Origin of the sequence: Martinezella hainanensis, from assembly GCF_900094555.1 — a bacterium.
In the GTDB taxonomy this organism is placed as follows: domain Bacteria; phylum Pseudomonadota; class Alphaproteobacteria; order Rhizobiales; family Rhizobiaceae; genus Rhizobium; species Rhizobium hainanense.
The window spans coordinates 38,343-58,075 of the sequence record NZ_FMAC01000005.1 but is presented as its reverse complement, the minus strand read 5'-3'; the positions used below and the strand labels follow the sequence as shown (position 1 = coordinate 58,075).

Genomic DNA, 19,733 nt, shown 5'->3' with positions numbered 1-19,733 from the left:
AGCCCTTCGGCCAAGGCGTCGAAGGGCTGGTCACTTCCCATTCCGCAACCATCGGAGACGAATGCCATGTTGCGCTATCTCCTGAGCCGCCTGTGGCAGAGCCTGGTGCTGCTGCTCCTCGTATCGATGATCGGCTTTGCTGTCCTGACCCTCGCTCCCGGCGGTCCGCTGTCGCAATATACGCTGACGCCAGGCATGACCAAGGAAGCACTCGACAGGATCGCGGCCCAGATGGGCCTCGACCGGCCGCTGCCAATCCAATATCTCGACTGGCTGAGACACCTGCTGATGGGCGACTGGGGTCGCTCCTATCGTGACAACCAGCCAGTGCTGTCGATCATTTTCAGCCATCTCTTCGCCACGCTGCTGCTGATGGGCACATCGATGGTGATCTCGATCGCGATCGGCACCTGGATCGGCATCAAGGGAGCCACCCGCCGCTATTCGATCTTTGATTACAGCGCCACCGTCGGCGCCATGGTGGCGCTGTCGATACCGACCTTCTGGTTCGGTCTCGTCGCCATCTATATCTTCTCGCTGAAGCTGAAATGGCTGCCGGCCGGCAACATGTACACGGTCGGCAACGGCTCGCTCGGTGACTATGCGATCCATCTGATCATGCCGAGCCTCGTGCTTGCGCTTGTCAACATCGCGGTCTGGAGCCGCTACATGCGCACCGCCACGCTCGAGGTCATCAACCAGGATTTCGTGCGCACCGCCAAGGCCAAGGGCCTCTCGCCCCGGCGCGTCCTGATGCGCCATGTCGTCGGCAACGCGCTATTGCCGATGATCACGCTTGCCGGCCTGCAATTGCCGACCATTCTCGGCGGTGCTCTGGTGGCGGAAACCGTCTTCACCTGGCCGGGCATGGGGCGGCTTTTCCTCGACAGCCTCGGCTACAGCGACTACCCGGTCGTCATGGGCCTGCTGATGTTTTCGGCAATCTTCGTGCTGATCGGCAATCTGCTTGCGGATCTGCTCGTCGCCTTCGTCGATCCGCGCGTCCGGCTTGGTTAGGAGAAACGCCATGTCTTCCTCCTCCCCCGCAACCCTTTCGCAATCAGTATTCGCCCATTCGCGCTGGTGGCAAAATCGCACCTTGCGCCGTTTCGTCCGCCACAGGCTCGCACTCCTCGGCGTGGCCATGATCACGCTCATTGTCCTTGCATGCCTGCTCGGGCCGTCGCTACTTCCCTATGACGAGCTCTATATCGACCTGCGCGCCCGTTTCGCGCCGCCCTTCACGGCCGGCTACCATATTTTCGGCACCGACCCGCTCGGACGCGACGTTGCCGTGCGCCTGTTCATGGCGGGCCGGATTTCGCTGCTCGTCGGCTTCTTCGCGATGGTGCTCAGCACCTTGATCGGCACGGTGATCGGCGTTGTCGCCGGCTATTATGGCGGGCGCATCGGGATATTGCTGATGCGCTTCGTCGATGCCTTTCTGTCCTTTCCCAGCATCTTCCTGCTGCTGACGCTGGCCGCCTTCATCAAGCCGAGCCCTTTCATGATCACCGTCATCATCGCGGTGACGAGCTGGATGGAGACCGCTCGCATCGTCGAGGCGGAGGTGCGATCGCTGCGCGAACGCGATTTCGTGCTCGCCGCGCGCATGCTCGGCCTCACCAACAGATGGATCATGTTTCGCGAATTGCTGCCGAACGCCATCGGCCCGATCATCGTCGCCGCCACGCTGACGGTCGCCCGCGCCATCCTGCTTGAAGCCTATGTCAGCTTCCTCGGCTACGGCATCCAGCCACCACTCCCGAGCTGGGGCAATATGCTGAACGGCGCCCAACAATACCTCGCCAGCGCACCATGGCTGGCCATCGTCCCGGGCGTCGCCATCACCCTCGCCGTCACCAGCTTCAACTTCATCGGCGACGGCCTGCGCGATGCGCTCGATGCCCGCAGCGATCTGCACTGAGGATGTGGGATGACGAAATTCTCGCCGTTCAAAACAACCCTGTGGTATGCCACTGCCGCCCCTGCACCCGCGACCGCGGAGCTGCAGGGCACGATCAAAGCCGATGTCTGCATCGTTGGCGGCGGCTATACGGGACTGACCACCGCTCTCGAGCTTGCGAAGAGCGGCACAAGCGTCGTGCTGCTCGAAAAAGAGGAAGTCGGCTTCGGCGGCTCTGGCCGCAATGCCGGGCACTGCACCCCAACCTTCACCCATTACAGCCTGCCGGAACTGCGCTCCATGCTGGGCGAGCCCTGGGCGGAACGGTTGATCGCCCGGCAGACGCGTGCCAACGACCGGGTCTCCAGCATGATCCGGCAGTACCAGATCCAATGCGAATGGCAGCAGAACGGCTATGTCATGGGCGCGCTCTACCCCGGCCTGATGAAGACGATCGAGGAGAAGGTTCGCACCTACAACGCCGTCGGCGCCAAAACCCGGGCCATCGGCAGGGACGAGGTTGCCGCGATCACCGGCAGCCCGCGCTTCCACGGCGGCTGGCTGCATGAGGAGGCGGGGCATCTCAATCCCCTTGGCTATTCCCGGGGCCTTGCGCGCGCAGTCCTCCAGGAAGGCGGCGTCATTCACACCAACTCGCCGGTGATCGGATGCGAGCGCGAGGCGGGTGGCTGGGCGATCAGCACGCCGAAGGGGAAGGTCATCGCCGACAAGGTGATCTTCGCGACAGGCGCCTACACCGTCGGCGGCTGGCCGAAACTGGACCAGACCTTCAAGATCCAGAGGGTCTTCGTCGCCGCTACCCAGCCGCTTTCCGACGACGAGCGACTGTCGGTGCTGCCGCGCAACACCACCATCCATGATGGGCGTGGCGATATCTATGTCTACAAATACAATGCCGAAGGTCGGATCGTCGCGTCCATGTTCCCGATGGGACGGCGCGGCCGCGACATGGATTATACGCGACAGGTCATGAGCGACCGGCTCAAATGGCTGCATCCGCAGATCAAACAGGAGATCCGCTGGGAATATTTCTGGTTTGGCGAGCTGGACATGCAATACCGCACCATTCCCCGCCTCTACGACCTGGCACCGGGCGTCGTGGCGCTGACTGGCCTGTCCGGCCGCGGCGTGCCGACGGGCAGCATGCTCGGCGGCATCCTGTCGGAATGGGCCAGCGGCGTACCGGAAAAGGATCTGTCGCTGAAGCTGGAGCCGCTTTCGGCGGCCCCTTTCTATATGAATTACGGTCCGAAGCTTACGCTGCGCTATTATCGTATTTCGGATTGGATAAAGACGAAGCTGGCCCGCGCGCCCCTGCCGCCGCATGCCTGACCACCACCCACATCCTCGGTATTGGGAGAAGGCAGGGGGTCGATGCCCCGGCGAGATTGCAACATCTTCGATCATGTCGATCTGCCGCCCGGCCTGAACGTCGGCAAGCTGCAACGGCTTGGCCGTGAAGATCGATTGTTCGCCTTCACGGACACCCTTGGACGTGTCGGTTGCCTTTCCGATCAAACTATCTGGCGAAGCGTTCCGGTCGGAAGGCGGCCAGAAGCGGATGACGCTTGCCAGTAGCGATCTCGTCGGCGAGCAGTTCGCCGGCGATCAGGCCAAGAGTGGCGCCGCTATGGCTGAATGCAACGAAATAGCCCGGGATCGTCTGCAATTCGCCGAAAACCGGCTCGCCGTCGCCAGGGATGGGCTTGGGACCGACGCCATAGTCGCCGATTTCGAGCTTCGGATTTCCTTCCAGCACCTTCGAGGCTTCCTGCAGCAACCCTTCGAGTGTCGAAGGCTTGATTTCGTAGCTGCCATCGGCCTTTACGATGACCTCTTCTTCCGACCAGGCTGAATCCAGCGCAAAGGCACCCTCAGGGGTCGGGCGGATGGCAACGCGCGGCGTATTCAGCACGGCCTTCAGCGGATGCTTGATTGGTTTCGTCCGAACGAGAAGCGCGATCGGCGTATCGTCGCCGATGTGCGGGCCGGCTTCCGCAACGATTGCCGGCACCTCGCCGCCGGCCGCCAGCAAGACAGCATCGGCCGCCCAACGGGCGCCACTCGCAGTCGTGACGCCGCGGGCGCGACCATCCTCTACCTTGACAGCCGCCCGGCCGGCATCGGTGACGATTTCGCCGCCCAAAGACCGGAACTCCTCGGCAAGGATGCCGATCAGGGATGGCAGATCGACCCAGCCCTCGCCCGGATTGAAGATGGCACCCTGCCGCGTCACAGAACGGGGGTCGACGCCCGGCGTCACTTTCGCAATCTCACCCGGCGTCAGCAATTGCGCGTGATAGCCAAGATCACGCTCGTAATCGAAGACGGCGGCGATGTCGTTATCGGCTTCGTCGGCATCCCAGGTCAGGCCACCGTCAAAACGCAGCCATGCCGCATCAGGATATCTGGCGGAAAGTGTGCGATAGCGGTCGATGCCGGCCAGACGCAACCGATGATAGGCATCGGAGCGGCGCCTCGCAGAATTGAGCCAGGCGAGCGAGCGGCCCGATGCGCCATTTGCCAGCGGGCCGTCGTTGATCAGCGTTGTCTGAACGCCAAGCCGCGCCAGATGAACGGCACAGGAAACCCCGAAGATACCGCCGCCGACAACAACGACTTTCGAAGGACGAGTGGGAGCATGCATGTTGGAAAACCTTGTCAGTAGGGAATGTTGCGATCGAAGGGCCGTCTTAATTCTCGCCGGCCCTGTTTGTCAGAGCACCTCGGCGAGGAAGCGTTTCAGCCGCTCGCTTTGTGGATTGTCGAAGATCTGTTGCGGTGGGCCGGCTTCAACGATGCGGCCTTCATCCATGAAGACGACCTGGTCAGCGACCCTGCGAGCAAACCCCATCTCGTGGGTAACGACCGCCATGGTCATGCCCTGGCGCCCGAGACTGGCCATCAGGTCGAGAACCCCCTTCACCAGCTCCGGATCGAGTGCGCTCGTGACCTCATCGAAGAGGACGACTTCCGGATCCATGGCAAGAGCGCGGGCGATGGCGACGCGCTGCTGCTGGCCGCCGGAAAGACCGGCGGGGCGGTGATCCTTGCGCCCGGCAAGCCCCACTTCCGCAAGGCGGGTCTCGGCAATCCGCCGCGCCTCGCCCTTCGGCATCCCCTTGATCTTCGTCAGCGACAGCATGACGTTTTCAAGCGCCGTGTGATCCGGAAAAAGATTGAAATGCTGGAACACCATGCCGACGCGGCGACGCAGACTTTCCGGTTTCATGGACAGGATGCTTTCGCCATCGAGCTCGATGGCGCCGCGCTTCGGCTCCACCAGCCGGTTCAGGCACCGCAGCAGCGTCGATTTACCCGAGCCGGATGGCCCGATGACGCAGGTCACCGTGCCTCTCGCTATATCGAGATCGATGCCCTTCAGTACTTCGAGATCACCATAGGACATGCTGAGATCACGGATACTGACGGCGCCACCCTTGAAGCGTGGCGCAGTATCCCGCGGCGTCTGCGCGCCTGAAGCCGCTTCCAATTCGCCGACCTCGACAAGACCGCTCGTAGCGCCGGAACCGCGACCCTGACGCCCAAGACGCAGACGCGCGTCGATATAGTTGACGAGATGCGTCAGCGGCACGGTGATCACCAGATAGAAGACACCGGCCAACAGCAAAGGCGAGAGATTGCCTGTAACCACCGCTTGATCCTGACCGACGCGGAAGATCTCACGCTCGGAGGCCAGCAGCCCCAGAAAATAGACAAGGCTCGAATCCTTGACGTTGCCGATGAACTGGTTGACGAGCGCCGGCAGGACGCGCCGGACCCCTTGCGGGATGACGATCAGCCGCATCCCCTGCCCATAGCTCATACTGAGCGCGCGGCAGGCCTCCATCTGACCTCTCTCGACGCTTTGAATGCCCGATCGAAAGATCTCGCCGATATAGGCGCCTGCGATCAGGCTGAGCGCGATGATCCCGAGCGGAAAGGGCGACGGACCAAAGATCTCGCGGCCGATGCGGGCAAAGCCCTGGCCGATGATGAGGATCGTCACGATTGCCGGCAGGCCGCGAAAGATATCGGTATAGATGCGCGCCGGCAGACGCAGCCAACGTGACTGCGAGATGCCCATGACGGCCAATACCATGCCGATGACGACGCCGAGCACGGTGGAGGCTGCCGCCAGGATGAGTGTGTTCTTCAGTCCGACCGTAATCATGCTCGGCAGGACTTCGGCCATCGCATCCCAATCCAGGAAGCTGCGACGGAGGTTTTCAAGCCAATCCATTCAATTCCCCATGAAATTCACCAGGCAGCGAAATGCCGCCGCCCGGCAACCGGACGGCGGCGCGGCCTTACTTCTTGGGAAGATATTGGTCAGGCATCGGCGAACCGGGGAACCACTTCTCATAGAGCGTCTTCCAGGTGCCGTCCTGCATGGCTTCGTGCAGCGCCTTGTTGAGCGCCAGGCGGAAGGCGTCGTTGCCCTTGTGGATGACGAAGCCTGCAGGCGCGTCGAAGGACGGAATATTCACCGCGATCTTCAGCGCGGGATAGCGCTCGCCATATTGTTTGGCTGCCTCATAATCGAGGAAATGTGCGTCGATGGTGCCGTTGTTCAGCGCCGCAACGGCAGAATTGTTGTCCGGAAATTTGACGAGATCGGTGCCGGCGAAGTTCTTCGTGGCATAGATCTCCTGCAAGGTGCCCTGGACGACGCCGAGGCGTTTGCCCTTGAGGCCGGTTGCATCCTTGATCGAGGTATCCGATGTCAGAACCGACAGGTAGCCGGCGAGATAGCCGTCGGAGAAATCGACCGTCTTCTTGCGTGCGTCGGTCGTTCCGATTGCGGCTACGGCGACGTCGAAGCGCTGGTTGGCGACCGACGGCAGCAGGGCCGAAAACTCCTGACCGGTGAACGTCACCTTGTCCTTGGGGAAACCCATGCGGGAAACAACATTCAGGAAGAGTTCGATATCGAAGCCGGTGAATTGACCATCGGCCGTCGTGAAGGTGTAGGGCTTGGAATCTCCCATCGTGCCGACGCTGATGACGCTCGGATCGATCAGATTGTAGGGATTGTCGGCGGCGACCGCCGGGCCGACGCTTGCCGCAACGAGATAGGCCAGCGCGCCGGCGCGCAACGGCGCGGCGATGGCCGAGAAAATGCTGAATAATTTCATGTTCGTTCTCCGCTCTGAAGGATGCTCTTATCGGCATTCGTGCATGCGCGTCCGATTTCCCCGACCACATATCGGCAAGAGATTATCTGGACAAGAGACCGGTATCATGCAAAAAGAGACCGGTCTCAATGCTATTTGTTAACTTCAGATTGACCGTCCGTCAACAACTCTTGTAATCGTCATCGAATGGAAGAGCCCCTCACCCCGAAACGCTCCGTTACAGTCGCCGATGTTGCCAGGGCAGCCAATGTCTCGAAGGCCACGGCTGCCCGCGTGCTCGGCGGCTATGGCGTCGTCAGCGACAAGGTTCGCGAGCAGGTGCTTGCCGCTGCTGCGGCACTCGAATACCGGCCGAACGAACTCGCCCGCAGCATGACAACGGGCAAATCCGGCATCATCGGCGTCGTGGTCGGCGATATCGAAAACGCCTTTTTCAGCCTTGCCGTCAGAGGGATCAGCGACGTCGCGCGCATGGCCGGTTTCAACGTCATCATCGCCAATTCGGGCGAGGAACTCGATGCGGAAAAGTCAGCGGTCGACCTGCTGATCGGAAAGCGCGTCGATGGACTGATCGTGACGCCGGCGCGCTGCGACCGGATGGAGCATCTTCAGGACATACGCCGCGTCGGCGTGCCTCTCGTTCTCTTTGACCGGAACATTCCAGCACTCGGCGTCGACGCCGTGACCGGCGATGACCTCGACGCAGCCATGATTGCAACCCGCCATCTTCTCGACACGGGACATAGACGGATTGCCTATATATCGGCGATGGATACCGAAAGCGAATTCCTCGATGACAGCCGCAGCATTTCCAATTCTGCGGTTCGGGAGCGCGTTGAGGGCGTGCTGAAGGAACAGGCTGATGCTGGCATTGCGAAAGCGCGCTATTACGTGCGGCTCGGCGCAACCGATCAGCCAAAGACAGATGGTGTCGTCAAGAGCCTGCTGCAGGATGCGGCCCCTCCGACCGCCCTCATCGCGTCGGACAGTCTCGTCGGGCTTAGGATCTTCAAGACCTTGCAGACACTGGGATTGTCCATACCGCGCGATATATCGATGATCTCCTTCCTGGATGCGGACTGGACGACCGTCACGACACCGCCGATTACCGTCGTCGACCAGCCTGTCTACGAGATGGGCAAGAAGGCGGCCGAGCGTCTGATCTCGCGGCTGAACGGCAAGGATTTGCCTGTCGAGCGAACTGTCATCAAAACAGGGCTGATCAAGCGCGGATCGGTCGCCTCACCATCTCGCAGCAACGATCAATAACGCCTCGCATCGTAAGCCGCGGGGCGGATGTCCTCGATCACGCACAGGCTGAGCGGGACGCGGAAATAGAACCAAAAAGGATGGGCACTTAGGATCACCGCAGCCGCAATCTCACCATAGCGGATGTTTTCATAGCACTTCCCTTGCTTAACAGCTTCATGATTGCAACGCGCTTGGCTCACTATGCCCCATGCGAACTCAGGGATCGGGCCGGCAGATCGACGGCTAGCGCCACTTCAAGCCGCCGATTTGCCGGTCCCCGGCAAACCTCCGCTCCATTATCCTGATCATCGCAGCGAGACACGGGAGAAACGAATGCGCGGTGCGGATATTCTGGTAGATATGCTCATTGGATACGGAGTTGACACGATCTTTGGTGTCCCCGGGGACACCAACGTGCCGCTCTATGAAGCGCTCCAGCACCGGGAAGGCGAAATACGGCATGTGATGGCCCGCGATGAGCGCTCTGCCGGCTTCATGGCGGACGCTTACGGGCGGTTTACCAACAAGCCTGGCGTGTTCGAATGCCCGTCGGGCGCAGGCGCGATGTATTCATTGCCGCCGGTCGCGGAATCGAACGGATCGTCGGTGCCGGTAATCCTCCTGACCATCGACATTCCATTGCCGGGCGAAGGACGCGGCGTCCTGACGGAATTGGACTGCGCGAAACTGTTCGAACCAGTCACGAAGCTGTCCGTGCAGGTGAAGACGCCGGAGAAACTGCCCGAAATCATCCGCCGCGCCTTTCGTGTCGCCTGCTCCGGCAAACCCGGCGCCGTGCATCTGCAGATTCCCGAGGACATGCTGCTGGCCGAGGTAGACCTGACGCGGATATCCCTGCATGTCGAGGAGGAATGCCGAACGTTCCCGGCCTATCCGACGCTGCCGCCGCGCGCGAAACTCGAAGAGCTGCTGGAGCTCCTTTCCAGGGCCGAGCGGCCGCTGATCGTGGCAGGGGGTGGAGTCAACCGCGGCCGCGCGGGCGACGAGATCACGCGGCTTGCCGAGAAATTCAACGTGCCGATGTGCACGACGATGACCGGCCAGGGCGCCATCGACGACGACCATCGTCTCGCAATCGGCGTCATCGGCGACAACGGATATCATCCCCATGCGAACTGGGCGCTTGAACATTCCGATTTCACGCTGTTCGTGGGCTCGCGCATTGGCTCGGTCGTCACCATCGGCTGGACCTTCCCGCGGATCACCCTCAACAGGCGGCTGGCCCAAATCGACATCTCGCCCGAGATCATGGCAAACAACTATGAGAATCTGCTGTCCATTCAGGGAGATGCCCTGCTGGTCCTCAAGGAGTTGCTGCAGTTGAGAGCGGCCATCGAGCCCTCCCGGCACGAAACCTGGATCAGAGAACTCAACCGGCGCCGGCAAATCTTTTGGGAGCATGCGGAGGAGGCGCTTTCCGACGAACGCGTTCCACTGCGACCCGAGCGCGCCGTGCGCGCTTTCAATCAGGCCCTGCAATCTTCCGGCAGACCTGCACTTATCTACTCCGACGCCGGAACGCCGACCCCCTACATGACGCGCTTCCTCAAAATCAATGACCGCGAGACCCGCTTTGCCATACCACGTGCCTTTGGTGGCCTCGGTTCGGCGCTTCCCGCCACAGTCGGAGCCTGGCGAGCCGATCCGTCCAAGAGGCCGATCGGTCTTTTCGGTGACGGATCGTTCGGCATGACGGTCGGCGAACTGGAAACGCTGGTGCGCTTGCAAGTGCCGGCGATCCTTCTCCTCTTCAACAATGGGACGTTCGGCTGGATCAAGGGCCTCCACCGGCTCAAGGGCCACAATCAGTGCTTTGGCGTGGATTTTCTGGCACCCCGCGGTCAGGCAATCGCGGAGGCATATGGTCTCAAGGCGTGGACAGCCAAAACGGCTTCGGAACTCGATGGCGCGCTCGCAGCCGCCTTTGCCTACGACGACGGGCCGTGCTTCATCGACGTGCATGTCGAATCCATCGCAGACCGGGTACCTCCGGTCTATTCCTGGCTGTTGAAACGGGGAGAAGACCCTCTCGAACTGCAGCCGGTAGAGAAGGCCTATTTTTGATCTAAAGGAAACGCCGGGGGCAAGAATTGCCGCCGGCGGGTGAATTCGGTGGCGAACCAATCGCGGAAGATTCGCACATTGGCCGAGTTCATCCGTGCCTGCGGGAAACAGAGATAAAAACCCTCGCCCGACGTCTGAAGCCTGTTTAGAGCGGGCTTCAGAATCCCCGCGGCCAGTTCGGTGCGCACATGGAGCTCGGGAACGACTGCCAGCCCCATGCCGCCGATGGCGCATTCGAGGATCATATCGAAGTTCGGCAAGCGCGGACCGTAGATACGGCTCTTGTAGTGCACGCCCGCCCCTCGCAGCCAATGCAGCCACAGGCTCGGGCGACTGGAATTCTGAATCAGCGGATATTCCAGCAGAGCCTCGTCGCTTGGCAAGCCTTGCAACGGCACTAGTTTCGGCGCGCCAACCACGATCAACTCCTCGTCGAAGAGCAACTGGCTGCGTGCGCCGCTCCAATTGCCTGTACCACGCACAAACGCAAGATCCAGCTCGGATGCCGCGAAATCGAGGTCGTGGCGGCAGGGATATACCTCGAACCATGTTTGAGGATGCGCGGTTGCAAAGGCAGTCAGCATCGCCGCGCCCCAGCGCCGCATCAATGTCGGCGGAAAGCCGATCTTCAGCATGCTCTGCGCCTTTCGACCTCGGACGGCATCGATGGAGACATCTTCCAGCTTGTCGAGGAGGCGCGAAATCTCATCATAATAACGCGCGCCCTCCTCCGTCAGGATCAGTTTCGGGCCGGCTCGCTCGAACAGGGTAAGGCCAAGAAAATCCTCAAGGTTTTTTATCTGCCGGCTGATGCCGCTTTGCGTGATCCCCATGTCCTCGGCAGCCTTGGTAAAGCTCAGGTGACGCACGGATGCATCGAATGCATGCAGGGCGCTCAAGGATGGGAGAAAACGACGCATGACGAAGCTCCTGTTGATCAACATGAATAAAAGTCATGAAGAACCCATTTTTCAATGCTTTTCTTTGGGAAAGTTTGGCCCCAGTCTTCCCGCAAAAGAAAGTGGGAACGACATGGACTACGGCGACAGCATTGATCGCAATCTGCTCAGCATGCTGGAGGAAAACGCACGTATGACGGCCAGTGAATTGGCTCGACGTGTCGGCCTCGCGCGCTCAAGTGTCCAGGAGCGTATCGAGCGGCTGGAACGTCGCGGCGTCATCCTTGGCTATCGCGCGATCGTGGGTCGCCGCGAGATCGATCAAAGCGTTTCAGCCTATATCTTCATCACCACCGCCTTGCGCGCTACGCAAAGGCTGTTTGCACTATTGCGCGGCTATCCCGAGATCTCGACCGCCGATGCAATCAGCGGCCCGGCCAACATTCTCTGCCGTGTGAACGTCAATTTTTTGGAAGATCTGGAAGCACTCATCGAAGAGCTTGCCCGGATCGAAGAAATCGAAAGCGTGACCTATTCGGTCGTGCTTTCCAATAAAATCAATCGCGAAAACGCATTGATCGCCCGCAAGGCGCAATAGGGAACGAACAATCAACTGGGATACGACCATGAACAGACGTGACTTCGGAAAGGCAATGCTGCTCGCAGGCGCCGCCGCACTCCTTCCCCCTTCCGCACTTCTTGCAGCGACCGAAGGTCCAACACTCGAAGCGATCCGGGCACGCGGCGCGCTGCGGATCGGCGTGTTTGCAGGCACCGAGCCTTACTATCACAAGAACCTCGCAACCGGAGACTGGGAAGGTTTCTGTGTCGCGATGGGACACGACCTCGCGCAATATATCGGCGTCAAGCTGGAATTGGTCGAAACGACCTGGGGCAACTCCGTGATCGATCTGCAAAGCAATAAGATCGACATCATGTTCGGGCTCAGCAACAGTCCGGAGCGCGCCAAGGTTGTCGACTTCACCAAGGCGCTGATGGACAATACCTTCACGCTCGTCGCCCGAAAGGATCTGGGAGTGACGAAGTGGGAAGAGATGAACAAGCCGGAGATGCGGGTGGCCGTCGATCTCGGCTCGACGCAGGACAACTTCGCCCGCAAGAACCTGCCGAACTGCACACTGGTCGCGCTCAAATCTGCCGATGAGACCATTCTGGCGCTTCAGTCGGGCCGTGCGGATGCCATCATCCAGGTCGCGCTCCTTGCCGTCGTGACGACGAAACACCTTTCACCAAACGTCAAGCTCATCATTCCGGACCCTCACGGAAGCCAGCCGACCACGATCGGCGTGCGGCGCGATCCGAATGGCGAATTCCGCGACTATGTCGATGCCTGGCTCGCGGAACGCCGCGGGCAAGGCAAGGTCTCAAGCTGGATTGTCGATAGCCTCGCGCTCGTCGGCGTCGACAAGGCCGCACTGCCTGCAAACCTGACCTTCTGACAGGCTCGACCATGTCCGTCACTTCAGGTGCCTTGGGCATCATCATGCTGGATACGACGTTCGAACGCCCGCCTGGCGATGTCGGCCATGCTGGGTCATGGCGCTTTCCCGTCAAGTTCCGCCAGGTGCGTGGTGCTTCCGTTTCCCTCGTCGTCCGTGCGGGCGGCGAGGGTCTCGTCGACGATTTCATCGCCGCCGGACGGGAGCTGATCTCGGAGGGCTGCAGCGCGATTATCACGTCTTGCGGCTTCATGGCGCGACACCAGCGAAAACTGGCCGAGGCGCTGGGTGTTCCGGTCGCCGCCTCCAGCCTCATGCAGTTGCCCATGGTCGAAATGGCGCTCGGAGCAGGTCTGCGTCCCGGTGTGATAACCTATGATGCTGCCAGCCTCGGTCCGCAAGTGTTCGAAGCCTGCGGGGCCGATCCATCCGTGCCCGTGCGCGGCGTGCCCGCCGGCGGGGCATTTCACGCGCTCATCGAAGGCTCTGCCGCATATGATCATAAAGCCTTGGAGGCCGAAGTGATCGATGCTGCCCGAAAGCTTGTTGCCGAGCATCCGTTCGTTGGCGCCATCGTGCTGGAATGCACCAACATGCCACCCTTTGCGCGGGCGATTTCGGCTGCCCTCGATCTCCCCGTCTTCGACATCCTGACGCTTGGCGAGTGGCTTTTCACCTCAACCTCTCCCCGGACCTTCCACCGGGCCGAACAAAGCGCGCTGTGATGCAATATCAATGGGACTTCTCCAGCCTTTGGCAGTACCGCGGCCTGTTTCTTCAAGGCTTGGGCTATACGGTCGGCTTCACCGTTCTGACCATCGTCTCCGGAATCGTCGTCGGCACGGTCTTTGCTCTTGCCCGACTTTCGGGTTTGAAAATCGTCACCGTTCCGATCATGACGATCGTGGAACTGTTCCGCTGTACGCCTGTCCTCGTGCAGCTGGTCTGGTGTTACTATGCCCTGCCCATGTTGGTCGGAATCCAGATCTCGCCAGCGATGGCGGCCTTCATCACGCTGACCATGTACGGCGCCGCGTTCTATGCCGAGATCATTCGGGGCGGCATCATCTCGATCGATGCCGGGCAATGGGATGCCGGCCGTGCGATCGGCATGCGTCGGGGCCAGTTGATGGCAAAGATCATCTTGCCGCAGGCGTTGCGCCGCATGGTGCCGCCGCTGGTCAACCAGTCTGTCCTGCAGCTCAAGAACACCTCGCTTCTCTCCGTGCTCGCCGTGCCCGACCTGCTCTACCAAGGTCAGCTCGTGACGTCTGCCACCTATCGGCCGCTCGAAACCTACACTTTGATTGCATTCGTCTATCTGGCGGTCCTGTTCCCCATGACACGCCTGGCGCACTGGCTGGAGGGTCGCAAGGCATGAACAGCAAATTGGAGAGAACGGGCGACAAGGAACCGATGATCGAGGTCGTAGGCCTGAAGAAATCCTTCGGTCCTCTCGACGTCTTGAAGGACATCAACCTTTCCGTCCCACGCGGTCATGTGGTGGCGATGATCGGGCCAAGCGGTTCGGGAAAATCGACCCTGTTGCGCAGCCTCAATTTGCTGTCATTGCCGGATGCCGGCTGCATCACCATCGGCGGAAGGCGGATGGATTTTTCCGCAGGCCGGGTCACCATGCGCGACCGGGATCTGGCGGCCTTCCGTGCCAATACAGGGATGGTGTTTCAGAACTTCAATCTATTCCCGCATATGAGCGTCATCGACAATGTGATGGTCGGTCCGGTGAGCGTGTTGAAACAGGACAGGAATTCCGCGCGGAGCGTCGCGATGGAGCTTCTCGCCAAGGTCGGCCTGGTCGCGAAAGCCGATGCCCGTCCGGAGCAACTGTCGGGTGGACAGAAGCAGCGTGTAGCAATCGCGCGGGCGCTCGCCATGAAACCGGAAGTCATGCTGTTCGATGAGGCCACCTCTGCCCTCGATCCGGCACTGGTCGGCGAGGTTCTGGCCGTCATCCGTCAACTCGCCGAGCAAGGCATGACGATGATCCTCGTCACCCATGAGATGGCCTTTGCCCGCGATGTCGCCGATACGGTCATCTTCATGCAGGACGGCTTCGTCGTCGAGTCCGGCGATGCGCGCCAAGTCATCAACGAACCTCGCGAGCCAAGAACGCGGGAATTCCTCAGCCATTTCCATGGCGGACTTTCCTGAGAGCAGGACGAAACGGCAATGACAGGCAAGGTAATCGTGGTCGGCGCGGGCATTATCGGTGCCACCGCAGCATTGAGGTTGGCGGAAGCCGGCTGGGATGTCGCGCTTTGCGATGGCAACGCGCCGGGCAGCGAAGCCGGCGCAAGCTATGGCAACGGCGGCTGGATCAGCCCGGCCTCGATCATACCGATGAGCATGCCCGGTCTGTGGCGGAAGGTTCCCGGCTTCCTTCTCGATCGGAACGGGCCGCTGACGATCGATTGGAGGTCACTACCGCAGCTGACACCCTGGCTCCTGCGGTTTTTGTGGGCCGGCGCCAGCAAGACCCGCGTGCGCCGGACGGCGAAATTGCTGAGCTTCCTGCTGCACGATGGCCCTGAGCGACATCTGGAACTCGCCCGAAAGACCGGGCAGGAGCAGCTCGTTCTTCAAAAAGGGCTACTCTACGCCTATCCCGACCGGGCTTCCTTCGAGGCCGAAGCGCTAAGCTGGGAGCTGCGCCGAGAAAACGGCGTTGCATATGTGGAGTGGGACGAGACCGAAATCCGACAGAGGCTCCCGGCTCTAGGCCCCCCCTATAGGTTCGCCATCCATGTGGTCAACGGCGCCCATTGCCGCGACACAGGACGCTATGTCGCCGGCATTGTGGAAGCTGCGCGACGCAAGGGCGTACAATTCCACCAGTCCGCCGTGACAGCCATCCTGGACGGTGTGACGCCTCAAGCGGTACTTGAGGGTGGCGAGACGCTATCTGCTGACCGCATCGTCGTGGCTGCAGGCATACACTCCAACCGCCTGCTTCGCCCGCTCGGCGTGCGCATTCCGATGCAGAGCGAACGGGGTTACCATGTGACTGTAACATCGGGGCAAACACCCTTCGAAATTCCCGTGATGCCGAGCACTGGCCGGATGGCCAACACGCCGACCAACATGGGTCTGCGCCTTTCGGGCCAGGTCGAGCTTGCAACCGTGAACAAACCCCCGAATTGGGAGCGCGCGCAGGTGCTGCAACGGCATGCTCTGGCGAGCTACCCCTATCTGTCCACCGACAAGACACCGAGCCTTCGTCTCTGGATGGGACATCGCCCATCTACACCCGACGGACTCCCGGTGATCGGCCCGCTATCGCGCCATCCCAGCCTGATCGCCGCGTTCGGCCACGGGCATGTCGGTATCGCGGCAGCTCCCAAAACCGCGGATCTGGTACTCGATGCGCTGGAACGTCGTATCAGTGACAACGCATGCCCCTTTCTACCCAACCGTTTTGGGCAATGACCGGTCGCGTGCCCGACGCAAATCCCGAATGAACGTTCCCGATAGGAGCCGAACCGGTGAGGTCGCAATCAGGGGATGGGAGCTGGGAAGACCCTGCCATCGAACAGCTTTCGGGCGGTTCGGATGGTGCCTGCCCCTTGGATCTTCCCATCGCCGTCGAGGTCGAGAAAGACTTCCATGTCTCCGCTCGGATGTTCGATCCTGTAGCGCCCGTCGCGCGGAGCAACCGAAAGCCCTTGCGCGGGAGAGCCTGCCAGTCGCGTAGTGGTCGCCACCGTTACCGCTGCGAGGACGCCGACAGAAGCGTGCACGCGATGGGGGATGAAACTGCGGGTACTGATCGCGCCTCCGTGCTTCGGTTCCGAGATCAGCGTCATTTTCGGGACCGAAGCCGTAGTGACATCGCCAAGATTCATCATCGGCCCGGCTTGCAGCCGAATGGACTCTATTCGTTGCTTGACCGCGTCGTTACCTTCGAGCTCTTCACGCGACTCCTCGCCCGTCAAACCGAAATCCGACGCTCGCATGATGACGCACGGCATGCCGTTATCGATCAGCGTCGCCTCGATACCGTCGATCATATCAACCGCGTTGCCGGTCGGCAGCAACGCTCCGCACATCGATCCTTCAGTGTTCGTAAACAGGATCGGAATTGCGGCATGACGTCCCGGCACGCCGGCGATGCTCGTCTCGCCGGCATAGCTCACCTTTCCGTCCGGTGTCGCGATCCTGGCGACCGCCACCTCGCCGGAATTGACCATGTGGATCCTCACGGACGTGACATCGCCCACAACGGATACCAGTCCGCGCTCGATAGCGGCAGGGCCGACGCCGGCCAGGATGTTTCCACACCCCTGGGCGTCGCTGACGAGCGCTTTGTCGACGAAAACCTGCAGAAACAGATAGTCGACGTCGGCGTCATCGCGGGTCGGGGGCGAGAGCACCGCAACCTTCGACGTCAACGGATCAGCCCCTCCTATTCCATCGATCTGCCGTGGATCGGGTGATCCCATGATCGCAAGGAGCAGCCGATCGCGCTCCTGTTGATCGCCGGGAAGGTCTCCAGCCAGGAAATAAGCTCCCTTCGATGTGCCACCGCGCATCCAAAGGCAGGGGATGCCGTCCTCATACATATTTGAGGCCCTTCTCAGCCAGTTTGGTCCGCATGTCGTAGATATCGAGGCCGAGCTCGCCGGCAGCAAGCCGCTTGCGCTTCGCTTCCTCGTTGGCGACCCGCCTCTCGGCAGCCGCAGCAACCTGTTCGGCCTCCGCGCGCTTGACGACACAGACGCCGTCGTCGTCCGCCACGATGATATCCCCGGCGTCGACATGCGCGCCTGCGCAGACGATCGGGATATTGACCGAGCCAAGCGTCTCCTTCACCGTTCCCTGAGCGGAAACGACCTTCGACCAGACGGGAAACTTCATTGCCGTGAGATCGCGGATGTCGCGGACACCTGCATCAATGATCAACCCGCGGCATCCGCGAGCGAGCGCCGAAGTTGCCAGCAGATCCCCGAAATAGCCGTTGTCGCAAGGCGAGGTCGGCGCAAGAACGAGCACGTCGCCTTCCCTGATCTGCTCGATCGCAACATGGATCATCCAGTTGTCGCCGGGAGGAGCCGAAATCGTCACCGCCGATCCTGCGATCTGGGCACCCGGATAGATCGGCCGCATGTGGCTTGCGAGCATTCCCCTGCGGCCCTGGGCTTCATGGACGGTGGCGACACCTGCCGAAGCAAGCCGATCGATGATCGACGCGTCCACACGTTCGATGTTCTGTACGACGACGCCCATGTCAGTCTCCCTTCGTTCCCGCCGGTGGCGTGCCGTGGGTGTGAAATGTCTCGATGGTCTTCAATCCCCAGGCTTGCCCCTTCCTGCGCTCGGCCTCGGTCCAGACCACCGGTTCCCAATCCGGCGCAAGGATGAGGCGCGCGCCCGCATTGGCGAGCTCGACGCGGTTACCGGCCGGCTCCCAGACGTATAGAAAGAACGTTCCCTGGATGGCGTGCTTGTGGGGGCCGGTTTCGATGTGAACGCCGTTTTCCAGGAATATGTCGGCAGCACGCAGAATGTCTTCGCGGCTGTCCGTCGCGTAGGTGACATGGTGCAGGCGCGCGTCTCCGCGGCCATGCTCCTCCGTGCACGCAAGGTCGTAGCCCTTGTTGTTGATCGTGAACCAGCAGCCGCCGATCCGCCCGTTGTCGAGCTCGATCATTTCGGTGACACGAGATCCCAGGCAGGTCTGCATGAACCGCCTGAACTCCGAAACATCCGAAGCCAAAAGGTTCAGGTGATCGAGCCGCCTCGGATGGCAGCCCTGCCCATGGTAGCGCGACGCAACGTTCTTCAGAGCTGGCCTTTCGGCGTCGGACGGGCGGAAGCGGACCGTATCATAGTAGATCTCGAACACATGCCCGAAAGGATCTTCGAACCGGAAGGAACGACCATGGCCCGGATCGCCGTCGGTCCAGCCAAGCACCTTATAGCCGCTCGCCTCGATCGCCTTGACCCTTCGCTCGAACGCCTCGGGAGACGATGCCCGATAGGCGATGTGCCCGACGCCGGTTGTGTGGTGGCGCGTGAGCTTGAGCGTGTGGAATTCATAATCATCCCACGCCCTGAGATAGGCGGATTTTTCATCCTGGCCGGAAAGCGTCAGACCGTAGACCCGCAGAAAGAAGTCGAGACTTTCATCGAATTTGTTCGTGTACATCTCGACGTGCGCCAGATGCGCGATGTCGAAGCATGGTTCCATCTCTGCCCTCCCCGAGCCGATCAAAGCTCATCGACCGTTCGCGGAAAGACCGACTGGAAGCCTTCCGCATACTTCGCAGCCCGTCCACCGGACTGGCCGCCAGAATTTCGCTGGAAGTGGTTGGCCCGATTCTGAGCAACCCGGGTATAGAACTCCCAGAGATGCTCCTGACCTTCCATGCACTCGATCGCCGCACGCTTCTTTTCCCAGACCGGGGTGATATCAAGGAAGACATCCGGCTTCCATCCCATCTGCTCCGTCTGATGCGGTTCGAAGAGATAAAGCTGCGGTGCGCCAAGAACCTTCTGGCCGGGATTATGGCCCCATGCCTGGGCGATCATCCGCGTCTCGAGGGCAACCTGCGTCGCGTACATATGATCGGTGTTGTAAGGATCATATTGCGAATGACTGAGCATGAAGGACGGCTGCACGTCTCTGATCACATCGACCAGACGATACTTGTCATCGTCTGTCAGCCGTAGCGGGTAGTCCCCCAGATCGAAGCTGATGAGATTGTGCACGCCAAGCGCGCTTGCGGCGTTCTCTGCCTCGGATCGGCGAGTGGCCTTCACCCGATCGAGCGTCATGCCCGGCTCTTTCCAGAGCTTTGCCGATTCACCGCGCTCACCGAAGGAAAGGCAGACGACCGTCACCTCGTAGCCTTTCTGCGCATGCAGCGCGATTGCGCCCCCGCACCGCCAGACGAAATCCGCCGCATGCGCGCTGATCACCAGCGCAGTCTTCTTTTCCGACATGTGATGTCTC

The 19,733-nt window shown here is 60.9% G+C and carries 19 protein-coding genes; 11 read left to right on the top strand and 8 right to left on the bottom strand.

The features are described from left to right. Positions 1 to 66: 66 nt before the first annotated feature. The 3 genes from GA0061100_RS16940 to GA0061100_RS16930 are packed head-to-tail and all read left to right on the top strand — an operon-like array spanning position 67 to position 3,259. A complete protein-coding gene (locus GA0061100_RS16940; RefSeq protein ID WP_075853883.1) occupies positions 67 to 1,017 on the top strand; it encodes an ABC transporter permease in 951 nt (316 codons plus the stop codon). A 10-nt stretch (positions 1,018 to 1,027) separates the two neighbouring features. Then, a complete protein-coding gene (locus GA0061100_RS16935) occupies positions 1,028 to 1,927 on the top strand; it encodes an ABC transporter permease (protein WP_075853882.1) in 900 nt (299 codons plus the stop codon). Between the two features lie 9 nt (positions 1,928 to 1,936). Continuing rightward, positions 1,937 to 3,259, top strand: coding sequence for an NAD(P)/FAD-dependent oxidoreductase (locus tag GA0061100_RS16930; protein WP_075853881.1), 1,323 nt, complete (start codon positions 1,937 to 1,939; stop codon positions 3,257 to 3,259). A gap of 187 nt (positions 3,260 to 3,446) precedes the next feature. On the opposite strand, the gene GA0061100_RS16925 is transcribed toward GA0061100_RS16930, so the two are convergent. The 3 genes from GA0061100_RS16925 to GA0061100_RS16915 form a co-directional block, all read right to left on the bottom strand. Next, a complete protein-coding gene (locus GA0061100_RS16925) occupies positions 3,447 to 4,592 on the bottom strand; it encodes an NAD(P)/FAD-dependent oxidoreductase (RefSeq protein ID WP_342195794.1) in 1,146 nt (381 codons plus the stop codon). A 51-nt stretch (positions 4,593 to 4,643) separates the two neighbouring features. Then, positions 4,644 to 6,170 (bottom strand): amino acid ABC transporter permease/ATP-binding protein, encoded by a 1,527-nt coding sequence (locus tag GA0061100_RS35400; RefSeq protein ID WP_075853879.1) that lies wholly within the window; start codon positions 6,168 to 6,170, stop codon positions 4,644 to 4,646. Positions 6,171 to 6,237: 67 nt separating this feature from the next. Continuing rightward, positions 6,238 to 7,065 (bottom strand): ABC transporter substrate-binding protein, encoded by an 828-nt coding sequence (locus GA0061100_RS16915; protein ID WP_075853878.1) that lies wholly within the window; start codon positions 7,063 to 7,065, stop codon positions 6,238 to 6,240. Between the two features lie 186 nt (positions 7,066 to 7,251). Between GA0061100_RS16915 and GA0061100_RS16910 the strand changes: the two genes are divergently transcribed. Both GA0061100_RS16910 and GA0061100_RS16905 read left to right on the top strand, forming a co-directional pair. Next, positions 7,252 to 8,334, top strand: a complete 1,083-nt coding sequence (locus GA0061100_RS16910) for a LacI family DNA-binding transcriptional regulator (RefSeq protein WP_075853877.1) — start codon at positions 7,252 to 7,254, stop codon at positions 8,332 to 8,334. 315 nt (positions 8,335 to 8,649) lie between these two features. Then, the gene (locus GA0061100_RS16905; RefSeq protein WP_075853876.1) at positions 8,650 to 10,401 is read left to right on the top strand and encodes a thiamine pyrophosphate-binding protein; all 1,752 of its coding nucleotides are present in this window, start codon (positions 8,650 to 8,652) and stop codon (positions 10,399 to 10,401) included. Here GA0061100_RS16905 and GA0061100_RS16900 read toward each other — a convergent pair. Beyond that, on the bottom strand, positions 10,392 to 11,321 hold the full coding sequence (locus GA0061100_RS16900) for a LysR substrate-binding domain-containing protein (protein ID WP_075853875.1): 930 nt from the start codon (positions 11,319 to 11,321) through the stop codon (positions 10,392 to 10,394). The genes GA0061100_RS16905 and GA0061100_RS16900 overlap by 10 nt on opposite strands. Here GA0061100_RS16900 and GA0061100_RS16895 point away from each other — a divergent pair. The 6 genes from GA0061100_RS16895 to GA0061100_RS16870 are packed head-to-tail and all read left to right on the top strand — an operon-like array spanning position 11,320 to position 16,207. Next, positions 11,320 to 11,898: an Lrp/AsnC family transcriptional regulator gene (locus GA0061100_RS16895; protein ID WP_244557862.1), complete on the top strand. Its 579-nt coding sequence runs from the start codon at positions 11,320 to 11,322 to the stop codon at positions 11,896 to 11,898. The two genes, GA0061100_RS16900 and GA0061100_RS16895, sit on opposite strands and share 2 nt — an antisense overlap. Before the next feature lie 28 nt (positions 11,899 to 11,926). Beyond that, a complete protein-coding gene (locus GA0061100_RS16890) occupies positions 11,927 to 12,760 on the top strand; it encodes a transporter substrate-binding domain-containing protein (RefSeq protein WP_075853874.1) in 834 nt (277 codons plus the stop codon). An 11-nt stretch (positions 12,761 to 12,771) separates the two neighbouring features. After that, positions 12,772 to 13,485, top strand: coding sequence for an aspartate/glutamate racemase family protein (locus GA0061100_RS16885; RefSeq protein WP_075853873.1), 714 nt, complete (start codon positions 12,772 to 12,774; stop codon positions 13,483 to 13,485). Next, on the top strand, positions 13,485 to 14,141 hold the full coding sequence (locus GA0061100_RS16880; RefSeq protein ID WP_075853872.1) for an amino acid ABC transporter permease: 657 nt from the start codon (positions 13,485 to 13,487) through the stop codon (positions 14,139 to 14,141). The genes GA0061100_RS16885 and GA0061100_RS16880 overlap by 1 nt, the downstream gene beginning before the upstream one ends. After that, on the top strand, positions 14,138 to 14,932 hold the full coding sequence (locus tag GA0061100_RS16875) for an amino acid ABC transporter ATP-binding protein (RefSeq protein WP_075853871.1): 795 nt from the start codon (positions 14,138 to 14,140) through the stop codon (positions 14,930 to 14,932). The genes GA0061100_RS16880 and GA0061100_RS16875 overlap by 4 nt, the downstream gene beginning before the upstream one ends. A gap of 18 nt (positions 14,933 to 14,950) precedes the next feature. Beyond that, on the top strand, positions 14,951 to 16,207 hold the full coding sequence (locus GA0061100_RS16870) for an NAD(P)/FAD-dependent oxidoreductase (protein WP_075853870.1): 1,257 nt from the start codon (positions 14,951 to 14,953) through the stop codon (positions 16,205 to 16,207). A gap of 68 nt (positions 16,208 to 16,275) precedes the next feature. Here GA0061100_RS16870 and GA0061100_RS16865 read toward each other — a convergent pair whose 3' ends face one another. Genes GA0061100_RS16865 through GA0061100_RS16850 form a run of 4 tightly spaced genes read right to left on the bottom strand, consistent with a single transcriptional unit; the run spans position 16,276 to position 19,723 of the window. Beyond that, the gene (locus tag GA0061100_RS16865) at positions 16,276 to 17,340 is read right to left on the bottom strand and encodes a 4-oxalomesaconate tautomerase (RefSeq protein WP_075853869.1); all 1,065 of its coding nucleotides are present in this window, start codon (positions 17,338 to 17,340) and stop codon (positions 16,276 to 16,278) included. Continuing rightward, positions 17,333 to 18,004, bottom strand: a complete 672-nt coding sequence (locus tag GA0061100_RS16860; RefSeq protein WP_075853868.1) for a 4-carboxy-4-hydroxy-2-oxoadipate aldolase/oxaloacetate decarboxylase — start codon at positions 18,002 to 18,004, stop codon at positions 17,333 to 17,335. The genes GA0061100_RS16865 and GA0061100_RS16860 overlap by 8 nt, the downstream gene beginning before the upstream one ends. A 1-nt stretch (position 18,005) precedes the next feature. Continuing rightward, entirely contained in the window at positions 18,006 to 18,968 is a 963-nt protein-coding gene (locus GA0061100_RS16855) for a VOC family protein (protein WP_075853867.1), read from the bottom strand. Between the two features lie 20 nt (positions 18,969 to 18,988). Further along, positions 18,989 to 19,723, bottom strand: a complete 735-nt coding sequence (locus GA0061100_RS16850; RefSeq protein ID WP_075853866.1) for a PIG-L deacetylase family protein — start codon at positions 19,721 to 19,723, stop codon at positions 18,989 to 18,991. Positions 19,724 to 19,733: the final 10 nt, after the last annotated feature.

What these genes read in the sequence shown, in the direction of transcription:
- GA0061100_RS16940 (WP_075853883.1), top strand. Translation starts at nt 67, where the DNA reads ATGTTGCGCTATCTCCTGAGCCGCCTGTGGCAGAGCCTGGTGCTGCTG.
- GA0061100_RS16935 (WP_075853882.1), top strand. Translation starts at nt 1,028, where the DNA reads ATGTCTTCCTCCTCCCCCGCAACCCTTTCGCAATCAGTATTCGCCCAT.
- GA0061100_RS16930 (WP_075853881.1), top strand. Translation starts at nt 1,937, where the DNA reads ATGACGAAATTCTCGCCGTTCAAAACAACCCTGTGGTATGCCACTGCC.
- GA0061100_RS35400 (WP_075853879.1), bottom strand. Translation starts at nt 6,170, where the DNA reads ATGGATTGGCTTGAAAACCTCCGTCGCAGCTTCCTGGATTGGGATGCG.
- GA0061100_RS16915 (WP_075853878.1), bottom strand. Translation starts at nt 7,065, where the DNA reads ATGAAATTATTCAGCATTTTCTCGGCCATCGCCGCGCCGTTGCGCGCC.
- GA0061100_RS16910 (WP_075853877.1), top strand. Translation starts at nt 7,252, where the DNA reads ATGGAAGAGCCCCTCACCCCGAAACGCTCCGTTACAGTCGCCGATGTT.
- GA0061100_RS16905 (WP_075853876.1), top strand. Translation starts at nt 8,650, where the DNA reads ATGCGCGGTGCGGATATTCTGGTAGATATGCTCATTGGATACGGAGTT.
- GA0061100_RS16895 (WP_244557862.1), top strand. Translation starts at nt 11,320, where the DNA reads ATGACGAAGCTCCTGTTGATCAACATGAATAAAAGTCATGAAGAACCC.
- GA0061100_RS16900 (WP_075853875.1), bottom strand. Translation starts at nt 11,321, where the DNA reads ATGCGTCGTTTTCTCCCATCCTTGAGCGCCCTGCATGCATTCGATGCA.
- GA0061100_RS16890 (WP_075853874.1), top strand. Translation starts at nt 11,927, where the DNA reads ATGAACAGACGTGACTTCGGAAAGGCAATGCTGCTCGCAGGCGCCGCC.
- GA0061100_RS16885 (WP_075853873.1), top strand. Translation starts at nt 12,772, where the DNA reads ATGTCCGTCACTTCAGGTGCCTTGGGCATCATCATGCTGGATACGACG.
- GA0061100_RS16880 (WP_075853872.1), top strand. Translation starts at nt 13,485, where the DNA reads ATGCAATATCAATGGGACTTCTCCAGCCTTTGGCAGTACCGCGGCCTG.
- GA0061100_RS16875 (WP_075853871.1), top strand. Translation starts at nt 14,138, where the DNA reads ATGAACAGCAAATTGGAGAGAACGGGCGACAAGGAACCGATGATCGAG.
- GA0061100_RS16870 (WP_075853870.1), top strand. Translation starts at nt 14,951, where the DNA reads ATGACAGGCAAGGTAATCGTGGTCGGCGCGGGCATTATCGGTGCCACC.
- GA0061100_RS16865 (WP_075853869.1), bottom strand. Translation starts at nt 17,340, where the DNA reads ATGTATGAGGACGGCATCCCCTGCCTTTGGATGCGCGGTGGCACATCG.
- GA0061100_RS16860 (WP_075853868.1), bottom strand. Translation starts at nt 18,004, where the DNA reads ATGGGCGTCGTCGTACAGAACATCGAACGTGTGGACGCGTCGATCATC.
- GA0061100_RS16855 (WP_075853867.1), bottom strand. Translation starts at nt 18,968, where the DNA reads ATGGAACCATGCTTCGACATCGCGCATCTGGCGCACGTCGAGATGTAC.
- GA0061100_RS16850 (WP_075853866.1), bottom strand. Translation starts at nt 19,723, where the DNA reads ATGTCGGAAAAGAAGACTGCGCTGGTGATCAGCGCGCATGCGGCGGAT.